A 19,175-nucleotide genomic window follows, 5' to 3' on the forward strand; every position below is an offset into this window, starting at 1 on the left:
ACCCTTTAGGAATGAGTAGATGAAAGCAGCCGTAGTTCATGACTTCAACGCACCGCCTCGTTACGACGACTTCGCCACGCCGACGGCCGAAGCCGGCGAGACGCTCGTTCAAGTGCGCGCCGCAGCACTCAGTCAATTGGTCAAAGCCCAAGCATCAGGTCGCCATTACAGTAGTGGCAAGACGCTCCCTTTGGTACCGGGTGTCGACGGTGTGGGAACGTTGCCTGATGGTCGTCGCGTTTATTTTGCCTTCCCACGCACATTGTTCGGTTCCATGGCACAAACCAGTGTCGTCAAACTATCCAACTGCGTGGACATCCCCGATGACGTTGACGATGTCACGGCAGCAGCCATCGGAAACCCGGGCATGTCTTCTTGGGCGGCGCTTCTGGATCGCGCGAAATTCATACCCGGCGAAAATGTGCTTATCAATGGCGCAACTGGTGCTTCCGGTCGCCTGGCGATTCAGATTGCAAAACACCTCGGCGCGTCGAAGGTGATTGCCACCGGTCGAAATGCGCAAAGTGTTCAGGGATTGAAGGCACTGGGGGCGGATGTAGTCATCCCTCTCAACACAAACGCCGAAGAGCTCAAAGCCACCTTCGAGCAAGCCTTTCATAAACATAAGGTCAATGTGGTGCTCGACTATCTGTGGGGCCCATCGGCAGAGAGTCTGCTGCACGCAGCTGTCGGCCACGATCACGCTGCGGGTGAACCACGGATTCGATTCGTACAGATCGGTTCGCTGACAGGCAACAATATCAATCTGCCCGGGTCTCTGTTGCGCAGTTCTGGTCTGGAGCTGATGGGCACCGGCTTGGGCAGCGTGTCCCATGGCGGTCTTGTTGAAGCTGTAGGTGGGGTTTTGCGCGCGATCAGCAGCGCGGGGCTTTCGATTGCCACTGATGTGGTGCCGTTGATGCAAATTGAAAGTGCGTGGCAGCGCGAAGGTGCATCGCGACTGGTGTTTACATTGTGAGGACGACACTTATCTCGCAACTGAAACTCATGCAGCAACAGCGGCAGTCTGGCCAAGTAATATTTCGAGGTGGGCTGTTTTGAAACTGGCGGCAGAAAATTTGGCCATGCGTTCCCCTCCTCCAATGCATGGGCAGATCGTTGTGAAGCTTCCGGCCGTGGTGAATCAATCAGCTCTCGGGCACCAGAATTTTCTGAATGGCTGGACCGATGATCTTCACCAGTTCTTCATGGTCTGCAGCAACCAGGATCGGCACACCGATGACGCGTCGGCTGACCACCATACCAACGAGCAAGGATGACGCAAGGCCAGCCCGCAGCTTGGCAGCACTTCTTGGCAAACTCAGGAGCTATAACCAGAACATCCAACTGCTCCGGGTATCAAAAATCAGTCAGCGCCTAGCTGCTCGATCACCCCGCGGGATTTTAATTCGGTTAGCCGCTCATCATCGAGCCCCAAGTGACGCTTGAGGACCTCGTCGGTATGCTCGCCCAACATGGGCGCCGGGCGCAGGTACTCCACCGGGGTGCCGGACAGTTTGATGGGACTGCCGACCGTGACGAAGCTAGCTTTACGCGGATGAGGAATATTCACCAGCATGTCGCGCGCCTTCACCTGAGGCTCGTCCAGCGCCTGGGCGATGCTGTTGATCGCCCCGACCGGAACGCCTTGCGGATGAATCTGCCGCACCCAGGCATCGGCGCAATCACCGAGAAAATGTTGCGACAGGATGCCGACAAGCGCCTCGCGGTGGGCCACCCGATTCGTGTTGCGTGCGAAACGCGGGTCTTGGGGAAGGTCAGGTAGCCCAATGGCTTGGCAAAGGGCGATGAACTGGCTGTCGTTTCCGCAGGCGATGATGAAATCGCGATCATTGGCGCGGAACACCTGGTATGGAACGATATTCGCGTGGGCATTGCCATAGCGCCCCGGCGGCTTGCCAGTGGCCAGGTAGTTCTGGCTCTGGTTGCACAGGGTCGCGACCTGCACATCCAGCAGTGCCATGTCGATGTGCTGTCCCAGGCCGGTTTTTTCCCGGCTGAGCAGCGCGGCTTGAATGGCGACCGTCGAATACAACCCAGTCATCAGGTCGGAAAACGCCACACCGACTTTCTGCGGTCCGCCGCCGGGCAGATCATCGCGCTCACCGGTAATGCTCATGAGCCCGCCCATGCCCTGGATGATGAAGTCGTAGCCCGGCTCGGCCGCACGCGGTCCGGTTTGTCCGAAACCCGTTACCGAACAGTAGACCAGGCGCGGATTGAGCTGCGACAGGCTGGCATAGTCCAGTCCGTATTTAGCCAACGAACCGGCCTTGTAGTTTTCGATCAGCACGTCACAGCTGGTGGCCAGGGCACGCACCATTTCCTGACCGTCGGGCGTGGCCAGGTTAAGTGCCACCGATAGCTTGCCGCGGTTGGTGGACTGGTAGTAGGACGCCTCCTGAGTCGGCTCGTCGGACTCGTCGTTCATCCAGGGCGGCCCCCAGCCGCGGGTGTCGTCTCCCACGCCAGGCCGTTCAATCTTGATCACTTCGGCTCCCAGATCAGCCAACGTCTGGCCGCACCAAGGACCTGCCAGCACACGGCTCAGATCGAGCACGCGGTATCCAGTCAAAGCTCCCATTTCACCTACCTTCGCTCAATGCGCTCAAACGCGCTCGATCACCATTGCCAACCCTTGGCCGACACCAATGCACAGACTGACGACCGCGTAGCGCTTGCCGCTCTGTTGCAAGGCACGAGCGGTACTCAGCGCCAAGCGTGCGCCTGACGCTCCCAGAGGATGGCCGACCGCGATCGCGCCACCATTAGGGTTCACCCGCGGGTCATCGAAGGCGACGCCAAGGCCTTTCAAACAACCGAGCACCTGGCTGGCGAATGCTTCGTTGATTTCGATGATGTCCATGTCCGCAAGCTTGAGGCCGGCCCGATCCAAGGCTTTGTTGATCGCGTCCACCGGACCCACGCCCATGATACGTGGCGCTACGCCCGCGGCCGCGGCAGAAAGGATACGGGCCATCGGCACCAGGCCATGCTGTTCGCCGGCAGCCTTCGAACCGATCAGCAAGGCGGCGGCGCCGTCGTTGACACCCGAAGCGTTGCCAGCCGTGACTACACCACCTTCTGACAAGGGTTTGAGCCGCGCCAAAGCGGCCAGATCGGATTGCGGACGAGGATGTTCATCCTGTTCGAACCAATTGGGCGTTGTCTTGCGCCCTGTGGGCACAGAGACCGCAAGCAGCTCCTGCGCGAAAAAACCGGACTGACGCGCTGCTTCATACAGCGCCTGGGAGCGCGCCGCGAAAACGTCCGCTTGTTCGCGGTCGATGCCATATTCGTGGGCCACGTTGTCCCCAGTCTGCGGCATGCTGTCATTACCAAACTCAGCGACGATTTTCGGGTTGGGAAAACGCGCTCCGATGGTGCTGTCAAACACGCTCAGTTCGCGGCTGTAGGCCGCTTCGGCCTTTGCCATGACGAAGGGCGCGCGGGACATGCTCTCCACCCCTCCGGCGATAAGCAACTCACCTTCTTGGCAGGTGACCGCACGGGCAGCATCGATCACTGCCGCCAGCCCGCTGGCGCATAGCCGATTGACGGTCTGACCGGGCACCGTGACAGGCAATCCGGCGAGCAGCGCGGCATGGCGCGCGATGTTACGGCTATCCTCCCCCGCCTGATTGGTGTTGCCCAGGATCACGTCCTCGATGGCGTCACCGGCAATGGCATGACGGGCGAGCAGTTCGTGGATGACGTGAGCCACAAGATCATCCGGACGTACCGACGCCAGTGCGCCGCCGTGTCGACCGAAAGGGGTACGCAACCCCGCGAAGATATAGGCATCAAGCATGGAATATCCTGAATGTGGAGGTCAGTTGAAGGTGGGTTCACTGTGACGCAGCGACAGGCTAAGTATGCTTCGGCGGCGCAGCCAAGGGCCTGGCCGATAACGCGGATCCCCGGTCAGCTCGGTCATGCGTTCAAGAATGGTCAGCAGGCGTTCAGCACCTACACTGTCGCCCCAGGCCAAGGGACCTTGCGGATAACCCAGGCCGCGGCGCACGCCTTCGTCCAGGTCATCGACGCTGGCGATACGTTGCTGGACGATGTCACACGCGAGGTTGACGATCATTGCCAGCACGCGCTGAGCGACGAAGCCCACGCTGTCATTGATCATGCTGACACCGACCCCATCACGCGCCAGCAACGCATGTGCGGCTTGGCGCATGTCATCTCGGGTAGCGGGCGTCGGCATCAGCGTGCGATGCCGACCGAGGTCCACCAGCAGATCAATACACACCGTACGCGCAGGATCGGTGGCGAATCGTCCAGCAGCCGTGGTGGCATCCAGGCCATAGGGGGCGAGCAAGCACAACGCTTCGCTGCTCGGCTGACTACCCTGCTCTACCCGCGCGCCAAGCGTTTCAAGCAACAGGTTCAGGTCAGCGCGGTCCTCTTCGCGCTCGGTACCGAGCCATACAGGGGGCAGTGCGTCGACCCGCGGCACCGCCTGTGCCGCCGGCGGGTCTATCATCTGCCCGTCGACGTATTGGTAGAAGCCGCGCCCCACCTTACGACCGATATACCCCGCCTCCAACATCTGCCGGGTAAGGGCTGCCGGGCGATAGCGCGGCTCCTGGTAGAATTGGTTATAGATCGACTCGATCACCGGATGAGAGACATCCAGCGCGGTCAGGTCGAACAGCTCCAGCGGTCCCATGCGAAAACCCAGCCCCTCGCGCAGGATGCGATCGACCTCGGCGGGTTCGGCGACGCCTTCCTTAAGTATCTGTAGCGCTTCGGTGCCATAGGCGCGTCCGGCGTGATTGATGATGAAACCTGGCGTGTCCTTGGCCCGAATTCCGCGATGGCCCATGCGAGTCGCCAACGCCTGCAGGCAGTCCCCGACCTTCGGATCGGTGGCCAGACCGTCGATCACTTCCACCACCTTCATCAGCGGTACCGGATTGAAGAAGTGAAAGCCCGCCACGCGTTCGGGGTGCTGGCATCCACGAGCGATGCTGGTCACCGACAGCGACGAGGTATTGGTGGCCAATAGGCATTCCACGGCGACCACCGCCTCAAGCTGCGCCAGCAGTGCCTGCTTGGCATCCAGACGCTCGACGATCGCCTCGACCACCAGATCGACCTCTTTGAGATCCATCAGCGAAGTGGCTACCCGCACCTGCTCAAGGGCGCTGTGTGCTTGGTCATGGGTCATCTTGCCCTTGCTCGCGAGCTTTTCCAGCGTCTTGTGCAAGTTATTCCGGGCCGCTTGGGCAGCGCCATCCCGATTGTCGAACAGTATCACTTGTATGCCCGCCTGGGCCGCAATCTGGGCGATACCGGTCCCCATCACGCCCGCGCCGACAATCGCCATCTGGTTGATCACACGTGTCATGAGTCACTCCCCTGCAAAGCTGGCTTTACGTTTCTCCAGAAAGGCACGAGCGCCCTCCTTCTGATCCTTCGAATCGAACAACAGCTGAAACGCTTTGCGCTCAAGGGCCAGCGCGCTGTCCAGTGGCAGGTCGGCCCCCGCCAGCATGACTTCCTTGATCTGCGCGATCGCCAATGCCGGCAACGCGGCGATTTCCGCGGCCAGTTCAAGTGCGCGCGGCAACGTAAGATGATCGCTCACGACCTCACTGACCATGCCAATGGCAAGCGCTTGAGGCGCCGGCACCAGACACCCCGTCAGTGCGATCCGCATCGCCTGGAACTTGCCAACCGCGCGGATGAGTCGTTGGGTCCCCCCGGCACCTGGCATCAAGCCCAGTTTCACCTCGGGTTGGCCGAAGCGCGCCGACTCGCCAGCAACGATGATGTCGCAGTGCATGGCCAATTCGCAGCCGCCCCCCAGGGCGAAACCGTTCACGGCGGCGATTACAGGCTTCGGGCAACGACTGATCGCTTCCCACAGGCATTCGGTATGTCGACGGTACATCTCGATGGGGCTCGCCTCGGCGAACTCGCGGATATCGGCACCGGCGACGAAGCATTGCTCTGCGCCGGTCAGGACAATAGCCCGCACCCGGACCTCAGCGGCCAACGTCAGGAAGTGCATGGCCAGCTGCTCACGTACGGCCGTGTTAAGTGCATTTTTCGCTTCGGGACGCGAGATGCACACAATGGCAACGCCATCATCACGAATATCCAACGTCACGACTGGCTCGGGTGGGGTGTCCATATGTACTCCTAATATTGTTTCGCTATACGAAACTGCGTACCGAATCTATGTTCAATCATAGGTTCGCTCGAAAAGCCCTGTAAACAAGCAATCGATAAATTATTAATAAGTCCTTATAAATCAACGTATTAATAAAATTTATTGGTCTTGGTGGCTTTTAAGAGAGGCTTCATCTATAGTTTCGCTATACGAAACTATATTTTATTTTCTTGCATTTCTCAGAATCGAGGTTCTAACATGGAACGCAACAAGGCCATCCCAAGTGCGGCGGACACGCTGAGTGGTCCCGATGAAATAGGCCTGCTGAAAATGGGCATGCTCGATCCGGCAAACGCAATGAGCGAAGAGGAAAACAGTGGCCAGTTCGTGACGGCACTGGCGCGTGGGCTTGAGCTGATGAGGTGTTTTACCCCGCGCGACAACGTATTGGGTAATCAGGAGTTGGCCAGGATGACCGGCTTACCCAAGCCGACTGTCACCCGTCTGACCAACACATTGATGCGCCTTGGCTGCCTCAAGCGCGAAGTGCATTCAGGCAAGTATCAACTGGATGTCGGGGTGCTCGGCTTCGGCTACGCCATGCTGTCGAATCTGGCCATTCGCACGGTGGCCCACCCCTTGATGGAGGAGCTGGCGAATCACGCCAAGGCTGCCGTCGCCATGGCTGCCCGTGATCGCCTTCAAATGGTGTACCTGGATGTGGTCCAGGGCCAAGGCAACATGACCATGCGCAGACAGATCGGCAGCTACCTGCCGTTGGCGCAGAGCTCAGTGGGACGCGCCTGCCTTGCGGCGATGCCGGAAACCGAGCGGGAATTCCTGCTCGATCACATTCGTCAACGCGAATCGGAGCACTGGCCTGCCATCCGCAAGGGTCTGGACCGGGCGTTCAGGGATTTTGCCGACTACGGCTTCTGCCTGTCGATCGGCGAGTGGCACCGCGACGTCAATTCCGTTGCCGTGCCGCTGCTTCACCCGCAGTACGGGTTGCTGACCTTCAACTGCGGTGGGCCGAGCTTTCAGCTGCCACGTGAAAACCTGGTGGACGATATCGGCCCGCGCCTGATCAACATGGTCAACAATATCGGCGTCGCGGCTCGCTGACACACGGCAGTCACGGCGCCCCAAAAAACCGGCTCGCTTGCGAGCCATGAGGAGCGCACATGATCCGTGACACCGAGACCCTTCAGCTTCTGCTCGACTCGCTGCATCAGTTTGTCGACGAGGTGCTGATTCCCCGTGAGAACGAAGTGGCCGAGACCGATTCGATTCCCCATGACATCGTCGAGCAGATGCGGGAGATGGGTCTGTTCGGCCTGACGCTTCCCGAGGAGTTCGGTGGTTTGGGCGTGACCATGGAAGAAGAGGTCAACATCGCCTTTGAGCTCGGCCGCACATCGCCGGCGTTCCGCTCCTACATCGGGACCAACAATGGGATCGGCTCCATCGGTATCCTGCTGGACGGCACTGACACGCAGAAGCAGTACTACCTGCCCAAACTGGCCAGCGGCGAACTGCTCAGTTCCTTCTGCCTGACCGAACCGGACGCAGGCTCGGATGCCGCCTCGCTCAAAACCAGCGCTGTGCGCGATGGCGACAGCTATATCCTCAATGGCACCAAGCGCTTCATCACCAATGCCCCGCATGCCGGTATCTACACGGTGATGGCGCGCACCAATCCCGAAATCAAAGGCGCCGGTGGCATCAGTGCCTTTATTGTCGAGCGCGGCACACCGGGCGTTTCCCTAGGCAAGCCGGACCACAAGATGGGCCACAAAGGCGCGCATACCTGCGACGTGATTTTCGAAAACGTGAGGGTGCCCGCCAGTCAACTGATCGGTGGCGTCGAAGGCGTTGGCTTCAAGACTGCAATGAAAGTGCTCGACAAAGGTCGGTTGCATATCGCCGCCCTGAGCGTAGGCGCCGCCGAGCGCATGCTAGACGATGCCTTGCGCTATGCGCTGGAGCGCACGCAATTCGGCAAGCCCATTGCGCAATTCCAACTCATCCAGGCCATGCTGGCCGACAGCAAGGCTGAGATCTATGCGGCCCGCTGCATGGTGCTCGACGCCGCCCGCAAGCGTGACGACGGCCGCAATGTCAGCACCGAAGCGTCCTGCGCCAAGATGTTCTCCACCGAGATGTGCGGGCGGGTGGCCGATCGCTGCGTGCAGATCCATGGGGGCGCAGGGTACGTCAGTGAGTACGCGATCGAACGCTTCTATCGGGATGTCCGCCTGTTCCGCATCTACGAAGGCACCACCCAGATCCAGCAGGTGGTCATCGCCCGCAACATGATCCGCGACGCCCAAGGCTGAGGTCTGGCACCTGCAGGTCAGCCGCCAATTCCTGTTTCCTATAAATACAATAAAGGTAATGCTATGAATGTTGCTGCTAAGGCCGGTGCGCTTGCGCCAGCCAAAACCGGCACGTGGGTGCTGGTATTCATTTTCTGCTTCCTGGGATTGCTCATAGACGGCGCCGATCTGATGTTGCTGTCCTACAGCCTAAGCAGCCTCAAGGCTGAATTTGGCTTGACCAGCGTCGAGGCCGGTAGCCTTGGCAGCTTCACCTTGGCGGGCATGGCCATCGGCGGCATCTACGGTGGCTGGGCATGCGATCGTTTTGGTCGGGTGAAAACGGTGGTCTGGAGTATCGTGCTTTTTTCCGTTGGCACGGCGGTACTGGGCCTGACGCAGAGCTATTGGCAGTTCGCGATCACTCGTTTTGTCTCATCACTGGGGATTGGGGCCTTGTACGTGGCGTGTAACACCCTGATGGCCGAATACGTTCCCACCCGCTACCGCACAACGGTACTGGGCACCCTGCAAGCCGGTTGGTCAGTGGGCTATATCGTCGCCACCCTGCTGGCCGGCTGGATCTTGCCGATCCATGGCTGGCGCTGGCTGTTCTACATCGCGATCGTCCCGGTGATCCTGGCGTTGGTGATGCAGCGTCTTGTTCCGGAGCCGCAAGCCTGGATCAATGCCCAGGCCGAGCGCGCCCGGAAAAAAGTCGATGGCTTCAAGCAGGCCACCGCTGAAAAACACGAAAGCAAATACAAGCTGATCTTCGCGGATCCGCAGGCCCGCGGCATGTTCATCGCCTGGGCCTTGACGGCCGGCTTCCTGCAATTTGGCTACTACGGTGTGAACAACTGGTTGCCGTCCTACCTTGAAGGTGAACTGGGCCTGAACCTCAAGTCCATGACCAGCTACATGGTCGGCACCTACACCGCCATGATCCTCGGCAAGATTCTCGCCGGCCTTGCGGCTGACAAACTGGGACGTCGTACCGTGTTCGCCTTTGGGGCACTGGGTACCGCGGTCTTCCTGCCTGTCATCGTGCTCTTCCAAAGCCCGGAAAATATCCTCTGGATGCTGGTGGTGTTCGGATTCCTGTATGGCATTCCATATGGGGTGAATGCGACCTACATGACTGAAAGCTTCGAAGCCAAATTCCGCGGATCGGCTGTGGGCGGCGCCTACAACATTGGACGCCTGGGCGCCGCGATCGCTCCGGCAGCCATCGGTTTCCTCGCCTCCCACGGCTCGATCGGCGTTGGTTTCCTGGTGATGGGCGCGGCCTACTTCATCTGCGGTGTGATTCCCGCGCTGTTGATCCGAGACAAGCAATTCGATCCACAAAAGCAATGATCCGCACGCTGGAGAGGAACGACGTAGCCATGATCAACGGAGGCGTCGATCTCTAATCTGCAGCTGGCGGGAGTCTCTAGAGAACCTTCGTCGTCAGCCGGATTCTCTGGTCTTTATCATTCGATTCCTTGGAGCTTCCATGTCTCTGCCTTCCCTGTTGAAAGACCGCCTGGCGCTTCCAGTCATGTGTTCGCCCATGTTTATCATTTCCAACCCAGACCTTGTGATCGCGCAGTGCAAGGCGGGCGTAGTGGGTTCCTTCCCGGCCTTGAATGCCCGCCCAGCGCCTGTCTTGGAGCAATGGCTGGATCGAATCACGACAGAGCTGGCCGAATATGATGCCCTGCATCCCGATCGTCCGGCCGCTCCATTTGCGGTCAACCAGATAGTGCACAAATCCAATGATCGCCTCGAACATGACCTGGCGCTTTGCGAGAAATACAAAGTGCCAATCATCATTACTTCATTAGGCGCCCGCGAAGACGTGAATGAAACCGTGCATGCGTACGGCGGCATCGTACTGCATGATGTCATCACCAATGCCTACGCGAAAAAAGCCATTGAAAAAGGTGCCGATGGCCTCATTGCAGTGGCGGCAGGCGCGGGTGGGCATGCGGGGAAGATTTCACCCTTCGCACTCCTCCATGAGATTCGTGAATGGTTTGATGGCCCGCTGTTGCTCTCAGGCGCTATATCGAACGGGAATGCCATTCTCGCTGCTCAAGCGGCCGGTGCTGACCTGGCCTACATCGGCTCGGCGTTCATAGGCACTGCCGAGGCCAATGCATTGGATGCCTATAAGCAAATGATCGTCGAGAGCTCGGCCGCCGATATTGTCTATTCCAATCTCTTTACCGGCGTCCATGGCAACTACCTGAGACAAAGCATCGTCAACAGCGGCCTTGACCCAGAAGCATTGCCTGCCTCCGACCCATCTAAAATGAATTTCGGCTCCGGGACAGCGAAAGCCAAAGCGTGGAAGGATATCTGGGGCGCAGGCCAGGGCGTTGGCGCAGTCAAGGAGGTGGTGCCTGCGGCAGACCTGATCGAACGCTTCAAGCAAGAATATCAGGCCGCACGCCACCGACTGGGTATCACCTCCGCCATCGCCAGGACGACGGCAAGTCCAGATGAACTTCGCTCCCCAGCGCATTACTAGAGGGGCAGCACAGACCGCGCTTGGGCAAGTGCGGTCTGTGCATGCTGAGGGAAGGGTCGAATCGGTTCAGCCGTTCGATCTTGCCTGGGCAAGGATGAAATCGATAAAGGTCGAAGTCGCTCGTGTGTGGTGATGGTTGGGCATATACAGCATGTACATGTTCGTGCCGAAAATACTCAACCGCCAGGCGCTCAGGGCGGTGATGAGCGTGCCATTACGCAGGTCATCCTGGACGACATAATCAGGGACCACCCCCACCCCCAGGCCTGCCAGAACGGCCTGGCGCAAAAACGGGAAGTTCTCGGAAATCAGCGTCGGCTCAAGCGTCACTTCGTGGCGCTCTTCAGCCAGGTAGGCGGCTATCCGCAATTGCCGGCCTACTACAGCGGCTGTGATCAACGGCGCGGTACGCAGCTCGTCGAGTTGCCCAGGCAAACCGTTGGCCTGGGCATAGGCTGGGGTCACGCAGGCCACGTAGCGGACTGTTCCCAAATCACGCGCGACCAGGTTCTGCGGTGGCTCTGACATCACCCTGACCGCGATATCCACCTCATCGCGCATCAAGTCTTCGACGCGGTTTTCGAACATGACGTCGAGCACAATCCCTGGATAGAGCCGCTTGAAATCGAGCAACCAGCTCGACATCACCAATTGGCCATAGCCGCTCGGCACACTGATGCGCACCCTGCCCTGCAGGCTCTGGCCCAATGTCGAAATCGATTCCTGCGCCGCCAGCAACTCGTTCTGAATGCTTCGACCATGTTCATACAGGCGCAAACCGATTTCGGTCGGCTCTATGCGGCGCGTGGTGCGCCGCACCAATTGCAACCCGATCGATTGTTCCAGCCGGCTCAGGTGATAACTGACGTTGGCACGGCTGACCTTGAGCCGCCTCGCCGCTTCGCTAAGGTTGCCGGCATCGATGATTTCCACCAGCAGGGTGAGGGACTTCAGATCCATGGCGTGGTTTGTCAAAGGATTTTGAACAGGCTGTCAACGAGAAGTGTAATTGTCAATAAAGTTTTACCTCAGAATAATTGGTAGCGATGCAGCCACTGGGCAATGAAGCCCTATCACCACCGGCGCAGCTGGCGCCGGCCTGGAGTTAAAGTGATGAATGAACCGATTCTTGTGCACCGCGATGGTCCGGTGCTAGTGCTGTCAAACAACAATCCGGCTGCACGCAACGCCCTGACCCCCGACTTCTACACAGCGCTCCCCGAACGGCTGGCCTACGCCCAGGCCGACCCGGAGATTGGCGCAATCGTCTTGACCGGCATAGGGGGAACATTCTGCGCGGGAGGGGACCTGAACCGCCTGGCCTCGCGACGCACGATGACGCCGCCAGCTCGCCGGAGGAACCTCGAAGCCCTGCATGACCTGATTCGCGCAATCCAGAACTGCAGCAAACCGGTGATTGCCGCGGTCGAGGGTGCGGCGGCCGGTGCCGGCCTGTCGATTGCGCTGGCCTGCGACATGTTGGTCGCCGCGCGTGACGCCTCGTTCTCGGTCGCATACGTAAAGGTTGGCCTCACGCCTGATGGCGGTGCAACCGCCTTCCTCTCTGAGTTTGTCTCCCGGCAGGTATTGACAGAGCTATGCCTGACGGGCGAACGCATCAGCGGCGAACGCCTGCATTCCCTGGGCGCCATTAATTGCTTGGTCGACACCGGGGAGGCCTGTTCAGTGGCCATTGCCCTGGCGACCAGCACTGCCAACGGTCCACAACGGGCGATGGGGCGCATCAAAGAGCTCTGCCGTCATGCCAGCTGGGCGACGCTCGAGGAACAACTCGAGCTGGAAGCCCGGCACATGGTCCAGTCATTGGGCGACGACGAAGCAGCTGAAGGCATCAGTGCCTTCCTGGCTAAACGTCCGACTGACTTTTCACGCCTGCGTCAGAACGGCGCCAAGACCCGCTGTTGAGCCCACGCCCAGTTACCGACCTCAAGCTTGAGGTGTGTCACATATCAGAACACTGTTTCACTATGCGGAACTACATTCCGATAATTTGACCTCTGCGAATCCAATATGCGAATATCGCTGCTAAAGCGATAAAAAACCTCAGGCACATCGATTAACCCAAGTCCAAACACAATAAGGGTTCTTAGAATGTTCAACCGTCATCTCCCTTACTGGCCCAAGGATTTACCCCACCACCTGACGCTTCCGGTCACCAGCCTCTTCCGCAACCTGGAGACGTCCGCCAGGCGCTACCCTGACAAGACGGCGATCATCTACTACGACACGCTCATCAGCTATTCCCAGTTGCTCGACGAAGTCGAACGCCTGGCAGGCTATTTCCAGTCCCAGGGAGTCAAGCGTGGAGACCGCGTGCTGCTGTGCATGCAGAACTCTCCACAGTTCATCATCACCTACTACGCTGTGCTGCGCGCCGACGCCATGGTGGTGCCGTTGAACCCCATGAGCCGCGCCGCCGAGCTGGAACACTATTTGGCGGACACCGAGGCGCGCATGATGGTGTGTGCCCAGGATCTCGCGCCCTTTATCACACCCATGATTGGCCGCTTCCAGCTTCAGCAAGTGGTCATCACGGCTTATTCCCAGTACCTGCGCAGCAGCACCGACCTACCCTTGGCACCAGAGCTGCGGGTCGAGGCGGCAATCGCACTAGCACCCGGCGTAGTCGAGTGGCAGACCGCGCTCGATTGCGGGCAGCGCCCCGGTCCGCACCTCAGTGGTCCGGATGACCATTGCGCAATGGTTTACAGCTCCGGCACCACCGGTGTCCCCAAGGGTTGCGTTCATACTCACCGCTCGGTGATGGCGACTGCCGTTCAGCGTCAGACCTGGCTGCTGCTCAACTGCGAGGACGTAATACTCGCCACTCTGCCGCTGTTCCACGTTGCCGGCATGCAATCATCAATGAACGGGCCGATTTTCATTGGCGCTTGCATGGTGATCATGACCCGCTGGAACCGCGAGGTCGCAGCCGAGTTGATGCAGCGCTACCGCGTCAGCTGCTGGTCCAACATCGTCACCATGGCGGTGGATTTTCTGACTCAAGACAATCTCGAGCGCTTCGATCTTTCCAGTCTGAGGAATATTGGCGGTGGTGGCGCAGCCATGCCCGGCCCAGTCAAGGAAAGGCTCAAGCAGCTGTTCGGGCTGGACTATATCGAGGGTTACGGCTTGTCAGAAACCATGGCCGCTACGCATATGAATCCCAAAGCGCGCAGTAAATCGCAATGCCTGGGTATTCCGGCGTTCGACGTGGATTCACGGGTGATCGACAGTACCACCGGTCAAGAGCTGCAGCCCAATGAGGTGGGAGAAATCGTCTGTCATGGGCCACAGGTGTTCAAGGGCTATTGGAAGCTCGCGGAGGAAACTGAAAAGGCCTTTATCGAGTTGAACGGCAAACGCTTTCTACGCACCGGTGACCTTGGCTACTACGACGAAGAGGGCTACTTCTTCATGGTCGATCGGATCAAGCGAATGATCAATGCCTCTGGCTACAAGGTCTGGCCATCGGAGGTCGAGAGCCTGATGTACCGACACCCTGCGATCAGCCAGTGTTGCGTCATCTCTTCCCCCGATCAACGCCGGGGCGAAACCGTGAAGGCATTGGTGACCCTGCATCTCGGACACCAGGGCACTAGCGCCGCCGCCATCATTGAGTGGTGCAAGGACAATATGGCGGCCTACAAGGTGCCCTCCTCCATCGAATTCCGCTCGCATCTGGCGCAGTCGGCTTCCGGCAAGCTGCTCTGGCGCCAGTTGCAGGACGAAGAGTGGTCCCGGTGCGCGGCAGTGAACTCATAGCGCTCGCAGAGCGATCATTCTCCTATTACCTGCACAGGAACCTGATTGATGTCTGACGCAGTTATCGTCTCGACCGCACGCACGGCGTTGGGAAAATCCTACCGTGGCGCTCTGAACAACACCCACAGCATCGACCTGGCCGGACATGTGATTCGCCATGCCGTGGCCCGGGCCGGCATTGATCCGCAGCTGGTTGAGGATGTGATTCTCGGCGCATCCTTCCATGAAGGCGCCCAGGGCAAAAACATGGCGCGCCTGGCGGCCATTCGTGGCGGCCTGAGCACCTCGACCGCGGGCCTGTCGATCAACCGGTTCTGCAGTTCGGGCCTGCAAGCCATCGCCCTGGCCGCCCAGCGCATTATCTCGGAGAAAGTCCCGGCGATGATCGCTGGCGGCGTCGAGTCCATCAGCCTGCTACAGAACGACAAACTCAACGTTCATGGCTTACGCAATCCATGGCTGGTGAAGCACAAGCCTGAGCTCTATCTGTCGATGATCGAAACCGCCGACATCGTTGCCCACCGCTATGGCATCAGCCGCGAGGCCCAGGACGAATACGCCCTGCTCAGCCAGCAACGCACCGCCGTCGCCCAAGCCGACCGCCTGTTCGATGACGAGATCGTCCCGTTCACCACCCAGATGCTGGTCAAGGACAAGCTCAGCGGCGAGGTCAGCGAAAAGGAAGTGACCCTCACCCAAGACGAGTGCAATCGTCCATCCACCACCCTGGAGGGCCTGGCCGGACTCGAACCTGTGCGCGGTGCCGGTCAGTTTGTCACGGCCGGCAATGCCAGCCAACTCTCCGACGGGGCGTCAGTCTGCCTGGTCATGGACAGCCTGTACGCCGAGCGCAACAACATCGAACCCCTGGGCATCTTCCGTGGTTTTGCGGTCGCCGGCTGCGAGCCCGATGAAATGGGCATCGGCCCGGTCTACGCGATCCCGCGCCTGCTACAACGCAACGGCTTGAAAATCGAGGATATCGACCTGTGGGAGCTCAACGAAGCCTTTGCCTCGCAAGTGATTTATTGCCGTGAACGGCTTGGAATTCCACTGGAGAAAATGAACGTCAATGGCGGCTCGATCTCCATCGGCCACCCCTTCGGCGTTACTGGCTCACGCCTGACCGGACATGCCCTGATAGAAGGCAAACGCCGTGGTGCGAAGTATGTGGTGGTGACAATGTGCATCGGTGGTGGACAAGGGGCTGCCGGGCTGTTTGAAGTCGTCTGACCTGTGCCCTATAGCCGCTAGCGCAGCCTCATTTCGCTCGATGGCGGCTACAGGAAGAAATACTGAAAACGTCAGTCTCATCAGCCGCAAATAGTGCCGAACTCGCTGTGTGGACAAGCACTCGCGCCTCTAATCGCAGCCGCCCGGATCGCGGCCACTCAGACGCGTTATTTAATAACAACAAGAGAACGCCCCATGACCGGTTTATCGCCTGCAATCGATCTCAAGGAAATGTTCAGTGGCTTCGCCGTTTATTTAGGCCTTGAACTACTCGAATATGGCCAGGCATGCACGATCATTACGCTGCAGGTTCGTCCCGAACACCTCAACCAGGCCGGCAACCTGCACGGTGGCGTGATTGCCTCGATGGCTGACGCAGCCATGGGCATGTGCGGCACGTGGCACGCCGATCCCGCTCAATGGCGCCTGTCGCTGACCTTGTCACTGAATATCAACTACGTCGCCTCCGCGCCACCTGGCAGCCGGGTCAGGGCCATTGCCCGTTTGCGAGGCGGCGGGCCGAAAATCTACATGGCGTCTTGCGATCTGCTCGATGCCGAGGGCAATCTGCTTGCCAGCGCCGAAGGCGTTTTCAAACGCAGCCGCCTACGCCATGCGCCCGCATGAAGCTGACACGCCTGCTGCCGCTGGCCCTGCTCAGTGAACTGCTCGCCCTGAGCACACGCAGCACCCTGTTCAGCCTGATCGCGGCCGTCTTGTTCGGGTTGTTCTTCATCCGTCATTGGCACTCGCTCATGCCCTATCCCCGGCGCCTGGGATTGGCCACCTTGGCATTGTTGGGTATCTGGCTGGTCAAGGCTCCGGTCGATCTGCCCACTGTCCAGCGCATGAGCAGCGCAGCCGCTTATTACGCCGCCTTCATTGGCGGGCTGGGCCTGGTGGGCTGTCTGGTCAAGCGCTTGCCCTCGTTACACGAGCTGCATCGGTTCCTGCTGCAAGGTCCCCGTTCACTGTTCTATCCGCGCTATTTGCTGGCGGCATTGGGGCTGGGATCAATCTTGAGTTTTGGCATGCTCAATCTGATGTCCTCGACCCTGCACAGCTACTTGCAGCACTTCCCGGCCAAGCACCCGGCGCACCGCGAAGGCCGGCGCGGCGTACTGACTGCCGCCATACGAGGGTTTGCCCTGGTGCCCCTGATGGCGCCCACCAGCATCGTCGTCGCAATCATCACTCGCGAAGTGCCGAGCCTGACCTGGCCCGACCTGCTGCCCTATGGCGCCGTCGCCACCCTGGTGCTGATGCTAATTGGCTGGCGCACGGAAAACCGTCACTTGCAGAGCTTGTGCGACGAGATCCCGGAGGTACCCGCCACCTCCCTCAACCCGCTGGTCCTCGGCACAACCCTGGGCATTGCTGCGATTGTCGCGTTGGCCAGCCTGACCTGGTTGAACATCACCCAGGCCGCGCTGGTGGTGGTGCCCTGTCTGGTAAGCGGCTGGTTGTTCCTGGAAAGCCCAGGCAAGGCTTACGATGAATTGGCGGAGTACTTGGCGGGCATGCGTAACGAGATCTTCATCTTCGCCTGCTCCGCGCTCTTCGGCGCGCTGTTCAATCAACTGTTCTCGTTGGATCACCTGGCTCCCCTGCTAGGCGGCTCATCGCAGATATTCCTGCTGCAATGCGCAGCCTTGCTGGGCATTGTCGGAATGGCCCTGATCGGCATTGCGCCCATCATCACCATCAGCATCTGCGCCGGCCTGTTGGCCCAGTTGCAGACGGCAGGCATCAATCCGCTGGGACCTGCGGTCACTCTGGTCTGCGCCTTTTCCCTCGCGATGTTGCTGTCACCCTTTGGACCCGCCGTGCTGATCCTGGCGCGCAACGCCAGCACCTCGCCGTGGAAAATAGTCTTTAGCTGGAATGGTTATTTTGCCCTCATCGCCATTCCGACCTTACTGCTGCTTTCGTGGCTCGTTCAATGGACCGGTTGGCGGAACGCGGTTTCATTATGTATTCACGCTCTGTGACTTTGCATGCAGCAGCATTGAAATCAAGACCGTTACTGCCCAAACTACACTCCATTCATTATCCAGACTGGCAATAACTGGTTATCCCTTTTAGTGCCCGCCCGCCGCCAACACGAGCCTCCATGACTGAAGAAATCGAAACACCTGAGAAAGAGCCCAAGGATCGGAAATTCGTCGAGGCCCTGAGCCGCGGGCTCGAGGTGCTGCGTGCGTTCACGCACGGCAGTGTTACCCGTGGCAATCAGGACATCGCAAGGATCACCGGTCTGCCAAAGGCTACGGTGTCGCGCCTGACCTACACCCTGACCCAACTCGGCTACCTGAGCTATAACCAGGACTTGGAAAAGTACCAGCTCGACTCCGGCGTATTGGCCTTGGGATATGCGTACGTCAGCAACCTGCGGGTCCGCCAGTTGGCCAAGCCGTTCATGGACGAATTCGTTCGCCGCACCAATACCACCGTCGGACTTGCCTGCCGCGACCGGCTGTCGATGATCTACGTGGAAAGCTGCCGTCCACCGGAAGTCGCCAGCCTGCGCATGGAAGCCGGCGCGCGCTTGCCCCTGAGCACCACGGCTGCTGGTCGTGCCTACTTGGCGGCCACCCCGGAAAAGGAGCGCGCGCACTTGATCAATGAAATTGCCACGAAGGCCGGTGACGAGTGGCCAGCATTGGAGACATCGTTGAAGTCGTCTTTTCTCGAGTACGAGGAGTTCGGTTTTTGCCTGTCACTCGGTGAATGGGACCGCAACGTCAATGCCGCCGGCGTTCCACTGCGCCTGGCGGATGGCAGCATCATGGCGCTGACCTGTGGTGCGCCTAACTTCCAGTTGCCGATCGATACCCTCAAAAATTCCCTGGCCCACCAACTGGTGATGCTGGCCCGGGATATCGAAAGCCTCGGCGTCTGACGCCCAGCGGTATCTCGAAAGCCGCCGGCAACTCTGGTGCCGGCGGCTTTTTGCGTTACAGGCTGCTGCTCAATTCGGGGACGGCCTCGAACAGATCGCCCACCAGGCCATAGTCGGCTACCTGGAAGATCGGCGCCTCCTCGTCCTTGTTGATCGCCACGATCACCTTGGAGTCCTTCATGCCGGCCAGGTGCTGGATGGCACCGGAGATACCGACGGCGATGTACAGCTGCGGCGCGACGATCTTGCCGGTCTGGCCGACCTGCA

18 protein-coding genes are annotated in these 19,175 nt (G+C 59.5%); 11 read left to right on the forward strand and 7 right to left on the reverse strand.

The window, feature by feature from the left end:
- The first annotated feature begins 19 nt into the window (after window positions 1–19).
- Window positions 20–979, forward strand: coding sequence for a quinone oxidoreductase family protein (locus G7009_RS20855; protein WP_181131987.1), 960 nt, complete (start codon window positions 20–22; stop codon window positions 977–979).
- Window positions 980–1,148: 169 nt separating this feature from the next.
- On the opposite strand, the gene G7009_RS20860 is transcribed toward G7009_RS20855, so the two are convergent.
- From G7009_RS20860 to G7009_RS20880, 5 genes are all read right to left on the reverse strand, one after another.
- Window positions 1,149–1,262 carry a TetR/AcrR family transcriptional regulator gene (locus G7009_RS20860; protein WP_258198014.1) on the reverse strand — a complete coding sequence of 38 codons (114 nt, stop codon included), beginning with the start codon at window positions 1,260–1,262 and terminating at the stop codon, window positions 1,149–1,151.
- A 104-nt stretch (window positions 1,263–1,366) separates the two neighbouring features.
- Window positions 1,367–2,605: a CaiB/BaiF CoA transferase family protein gene (locus tag G7009_RS20865; RefSeq protein ID WP_181131988.1), complete on the reverse strand. Its 1,239-nt coding sequence runs from the start codon at window positions 2,603–2,605 to the stop codon at window positions 1,367–1,369.
- A 24-nt stretch (window positions 2,606–2,629) separates the two neighbouring features.
- Window positions 2,630–3,832 (reverse strand): 3-oxoadipyl-CoA thiolase, encoded by a 1,203-nt coding sequence (locus tag G7009_RS20870; RefSeq protein ID WP_181131989.1) that lies wholly within the window; start codon window positions 3,830–3,832, stop codon window positions 2,630–2,632.
- A 21-nt stretch (window positions 3,833–3,853) separates the two neighbouring features.
- Window positions 3,854–5,383 carry a 3-hydroxyacyl-CoA dehydrogenase gene (locus G7009_RS20875; RefSeq protein ID WP_181131990.1) on the reverse strand — a complete coding sequence of 510 codons (1,530 nt, stop codon included), beginning with the start codon at window positions 5,381–5,383 and terminating at the stop codon, window positions 3,854–3,856.
- Window positions 5,384–5,386: 3 nt separating this feature from the next.
- Complete coding sequence (locus G7009_RS20880; protein WP_181131991.1) at window positions 5,387–6,172, reverse strand: enoyl-CoA hydratase; 786 nt, start codon at window positions 6,170–6,172, stop codon at window positions 5,387–5,389.
- A gap of 237 nt (window positions 6,173–6,409) precedes the next feature.
- Between G7009_RS20880 and G7009_RS20885 the strand changes: the two genes are divergently transcribed.
- From G7009_RS20885 to G7009_RS20900, 4 genes are all read left to right on the forward strand, one after another.
- Window positions 6,410–7,276, forward strand: coding sequence for an IclR family transcriptional regulator (locus G7009_RS20885; RefSeq protein WP_181131992.1), 867 nt, complete (start codon window positions 6,410–6,412; stop codon window positions 7,274–7,276).
- A 59-nt stretch (window positions 7,277–7,335) separates the two neighbouring features.
- Window positions 7,336–8,490: an acyl-CoA dehydrogenase family protein gene (locus G7009_RS20890; protein ID WP_181131993.1), complete on the forward strand. Its 1,155-nt coding sequence runs from the start codon at window positions 7,336–7,338 to the stop codon at window positions 8,488–8,490.
- Between the two features lie 63 nt (window positions 8,491–8,553).
- The gene (locus tag G7009_RS20895; RefSeq protein ID WP_181131994.1) at window positions 8,554–9,828 is read left to right on the forward strand and encodes an MFS transporter; all 1,275 of its coding nucleotides are present in this window, start codon (window positions 8,554–8,556) and stop codon (window positions 9,826–9,828) included.
- Window positions 9,829–9,967: 139 nt separating this feature from the next.
- Window positions 9,968–10,987 carry an NAD(P)H-dependent flavin oxidoreductase gene (locus G7009_RS20900; RefSeq protein ID WP_181131995.1) on the forward strand — a complete coding sequence of 340 codons (1,020 nt, stop codon included), beginning with the start codon at window positions 9,968–9,970 and terminating at the stop codon, window positions 10,985–10,987.
- Between the two features lie 66 nt (window positions 10,988–11,053).
- On the opposite strand, the gene G7009_RS20905 is transcribed toward G7009_RS20900, so the two are convergent.
- Window positions 11,054–11,947, reverse strand: coding sequence for a LysR family transcriptional regulator (locus G7009_RS20905; RefSeq protein ID WP_181131996.1), 894 nt, complete (start codon window positions 11,945–11,947; stop codon window positions 11,054–11,056).
- 102 nt (window positions 11,948–12,049) lie between these two features.
- Here G7009_RS20905 and G7009_RS20910 point away from each other — a divergent pair, with 102 nt between their 5' ends.
- From G7009_RS20910 to G7009_RS20935, 6 genes are all read left to right on the forward strand, one after another.
- Complete coding sequence (locus G7009_RS20910; RefSeq protein WP_219856708.1) at window positions 12,050–12,913, forward strand: oxepin-CoA hydrolase, alternative type; 864 nt, start codon at window positions 12,050–12,052, stop codon at window positions 12,911–12,913.
- Window positions 12,914–13,099: 186 nt separating this feature from the next.
- Complete coding sequence (locus tag G7009_RS20915) at window positions 13,100–14,773, forward strand: long-chain-fatty-acid--CoA ligase (protein WP_181131997.1); 1,674 nt, start codon at window positions 13,100–13,102, stop codon at window positions 14,771–14,773.
- Between the two features lie 48 nt (window positions 14,774–14,821).
- Window positions 14,822–16,006, forward strand: a complete 1,185-nt coding sequence (locus G7009_RS20920; protein ID WP_181131998.1) for an acetyl-CoA C-acyltransferase — start codon at window positions 14,822–14,824, stop codon at window positions 16,004–16,006.
- Between the two features lie 195 nt (window positions 16,007–16,201).
- A complete protein-coding gene (locus G7009_RS20925) occupies window positions 16,202–16,633 on the forward strand; it encodes a PaaI family thioesterase (protein WP_181131999.1) in 432 nt (143 codons plus the stop codon).
- Entirely contained in the window at window positions 16,630–17,997 is a 1,368-nt protein-coding gene (locus tag G7009_RS20930; RefSeq protein ID WP_258198011.1) for a hypothetical protein, read from the forward strand. The genes G7009_RS20925 and G7009_RS20930 overlap by 4 nt, the downstream gene beginning before the upstream one ends.
- A 122-nt stretch (window positions 17,998–18,119) precedes the next feature.
- Window positions 18,120–18,908 carry an IclR family transcriptional regulator gene (locus G7009_RS20935; RefSeq protein ID WP_181132000.1) on the forward strand — a complete coding sequence of 263 codons (789 nt, stop codon included), beginning with the start codon at window positions 18,120–18,122 and terminating at the stop codon, window positions 18,906–18,908.
- Window positions 18,909–18,963: 55 nt separating this feature from the next.
- On the opposite strand, the gene G7009_RS20940 is transcribed toward G7009_RS20935, so the two are convergent.
- A partial coding sequence (locus tag G7009_RS20940; protein ID WP_219856709.1) for an electron transfer flavoprotein subunit alpha/FixB family protein occupies window positions 18,964–19,175 on the reverse strand: 212 nt, incomplete at its 5' end.

It is taken from the genome of Pseudomonas capeferrum, from assembly GCF_013523055.1.
Taxonomy (GTDB): Bacteria; Pseudomonadota; Gammaproteobacteria; order Pseudomonadales; family Pseudomonadaceae; genus Aquipseudomonas; species Aquipseudomonas capeferrum_A.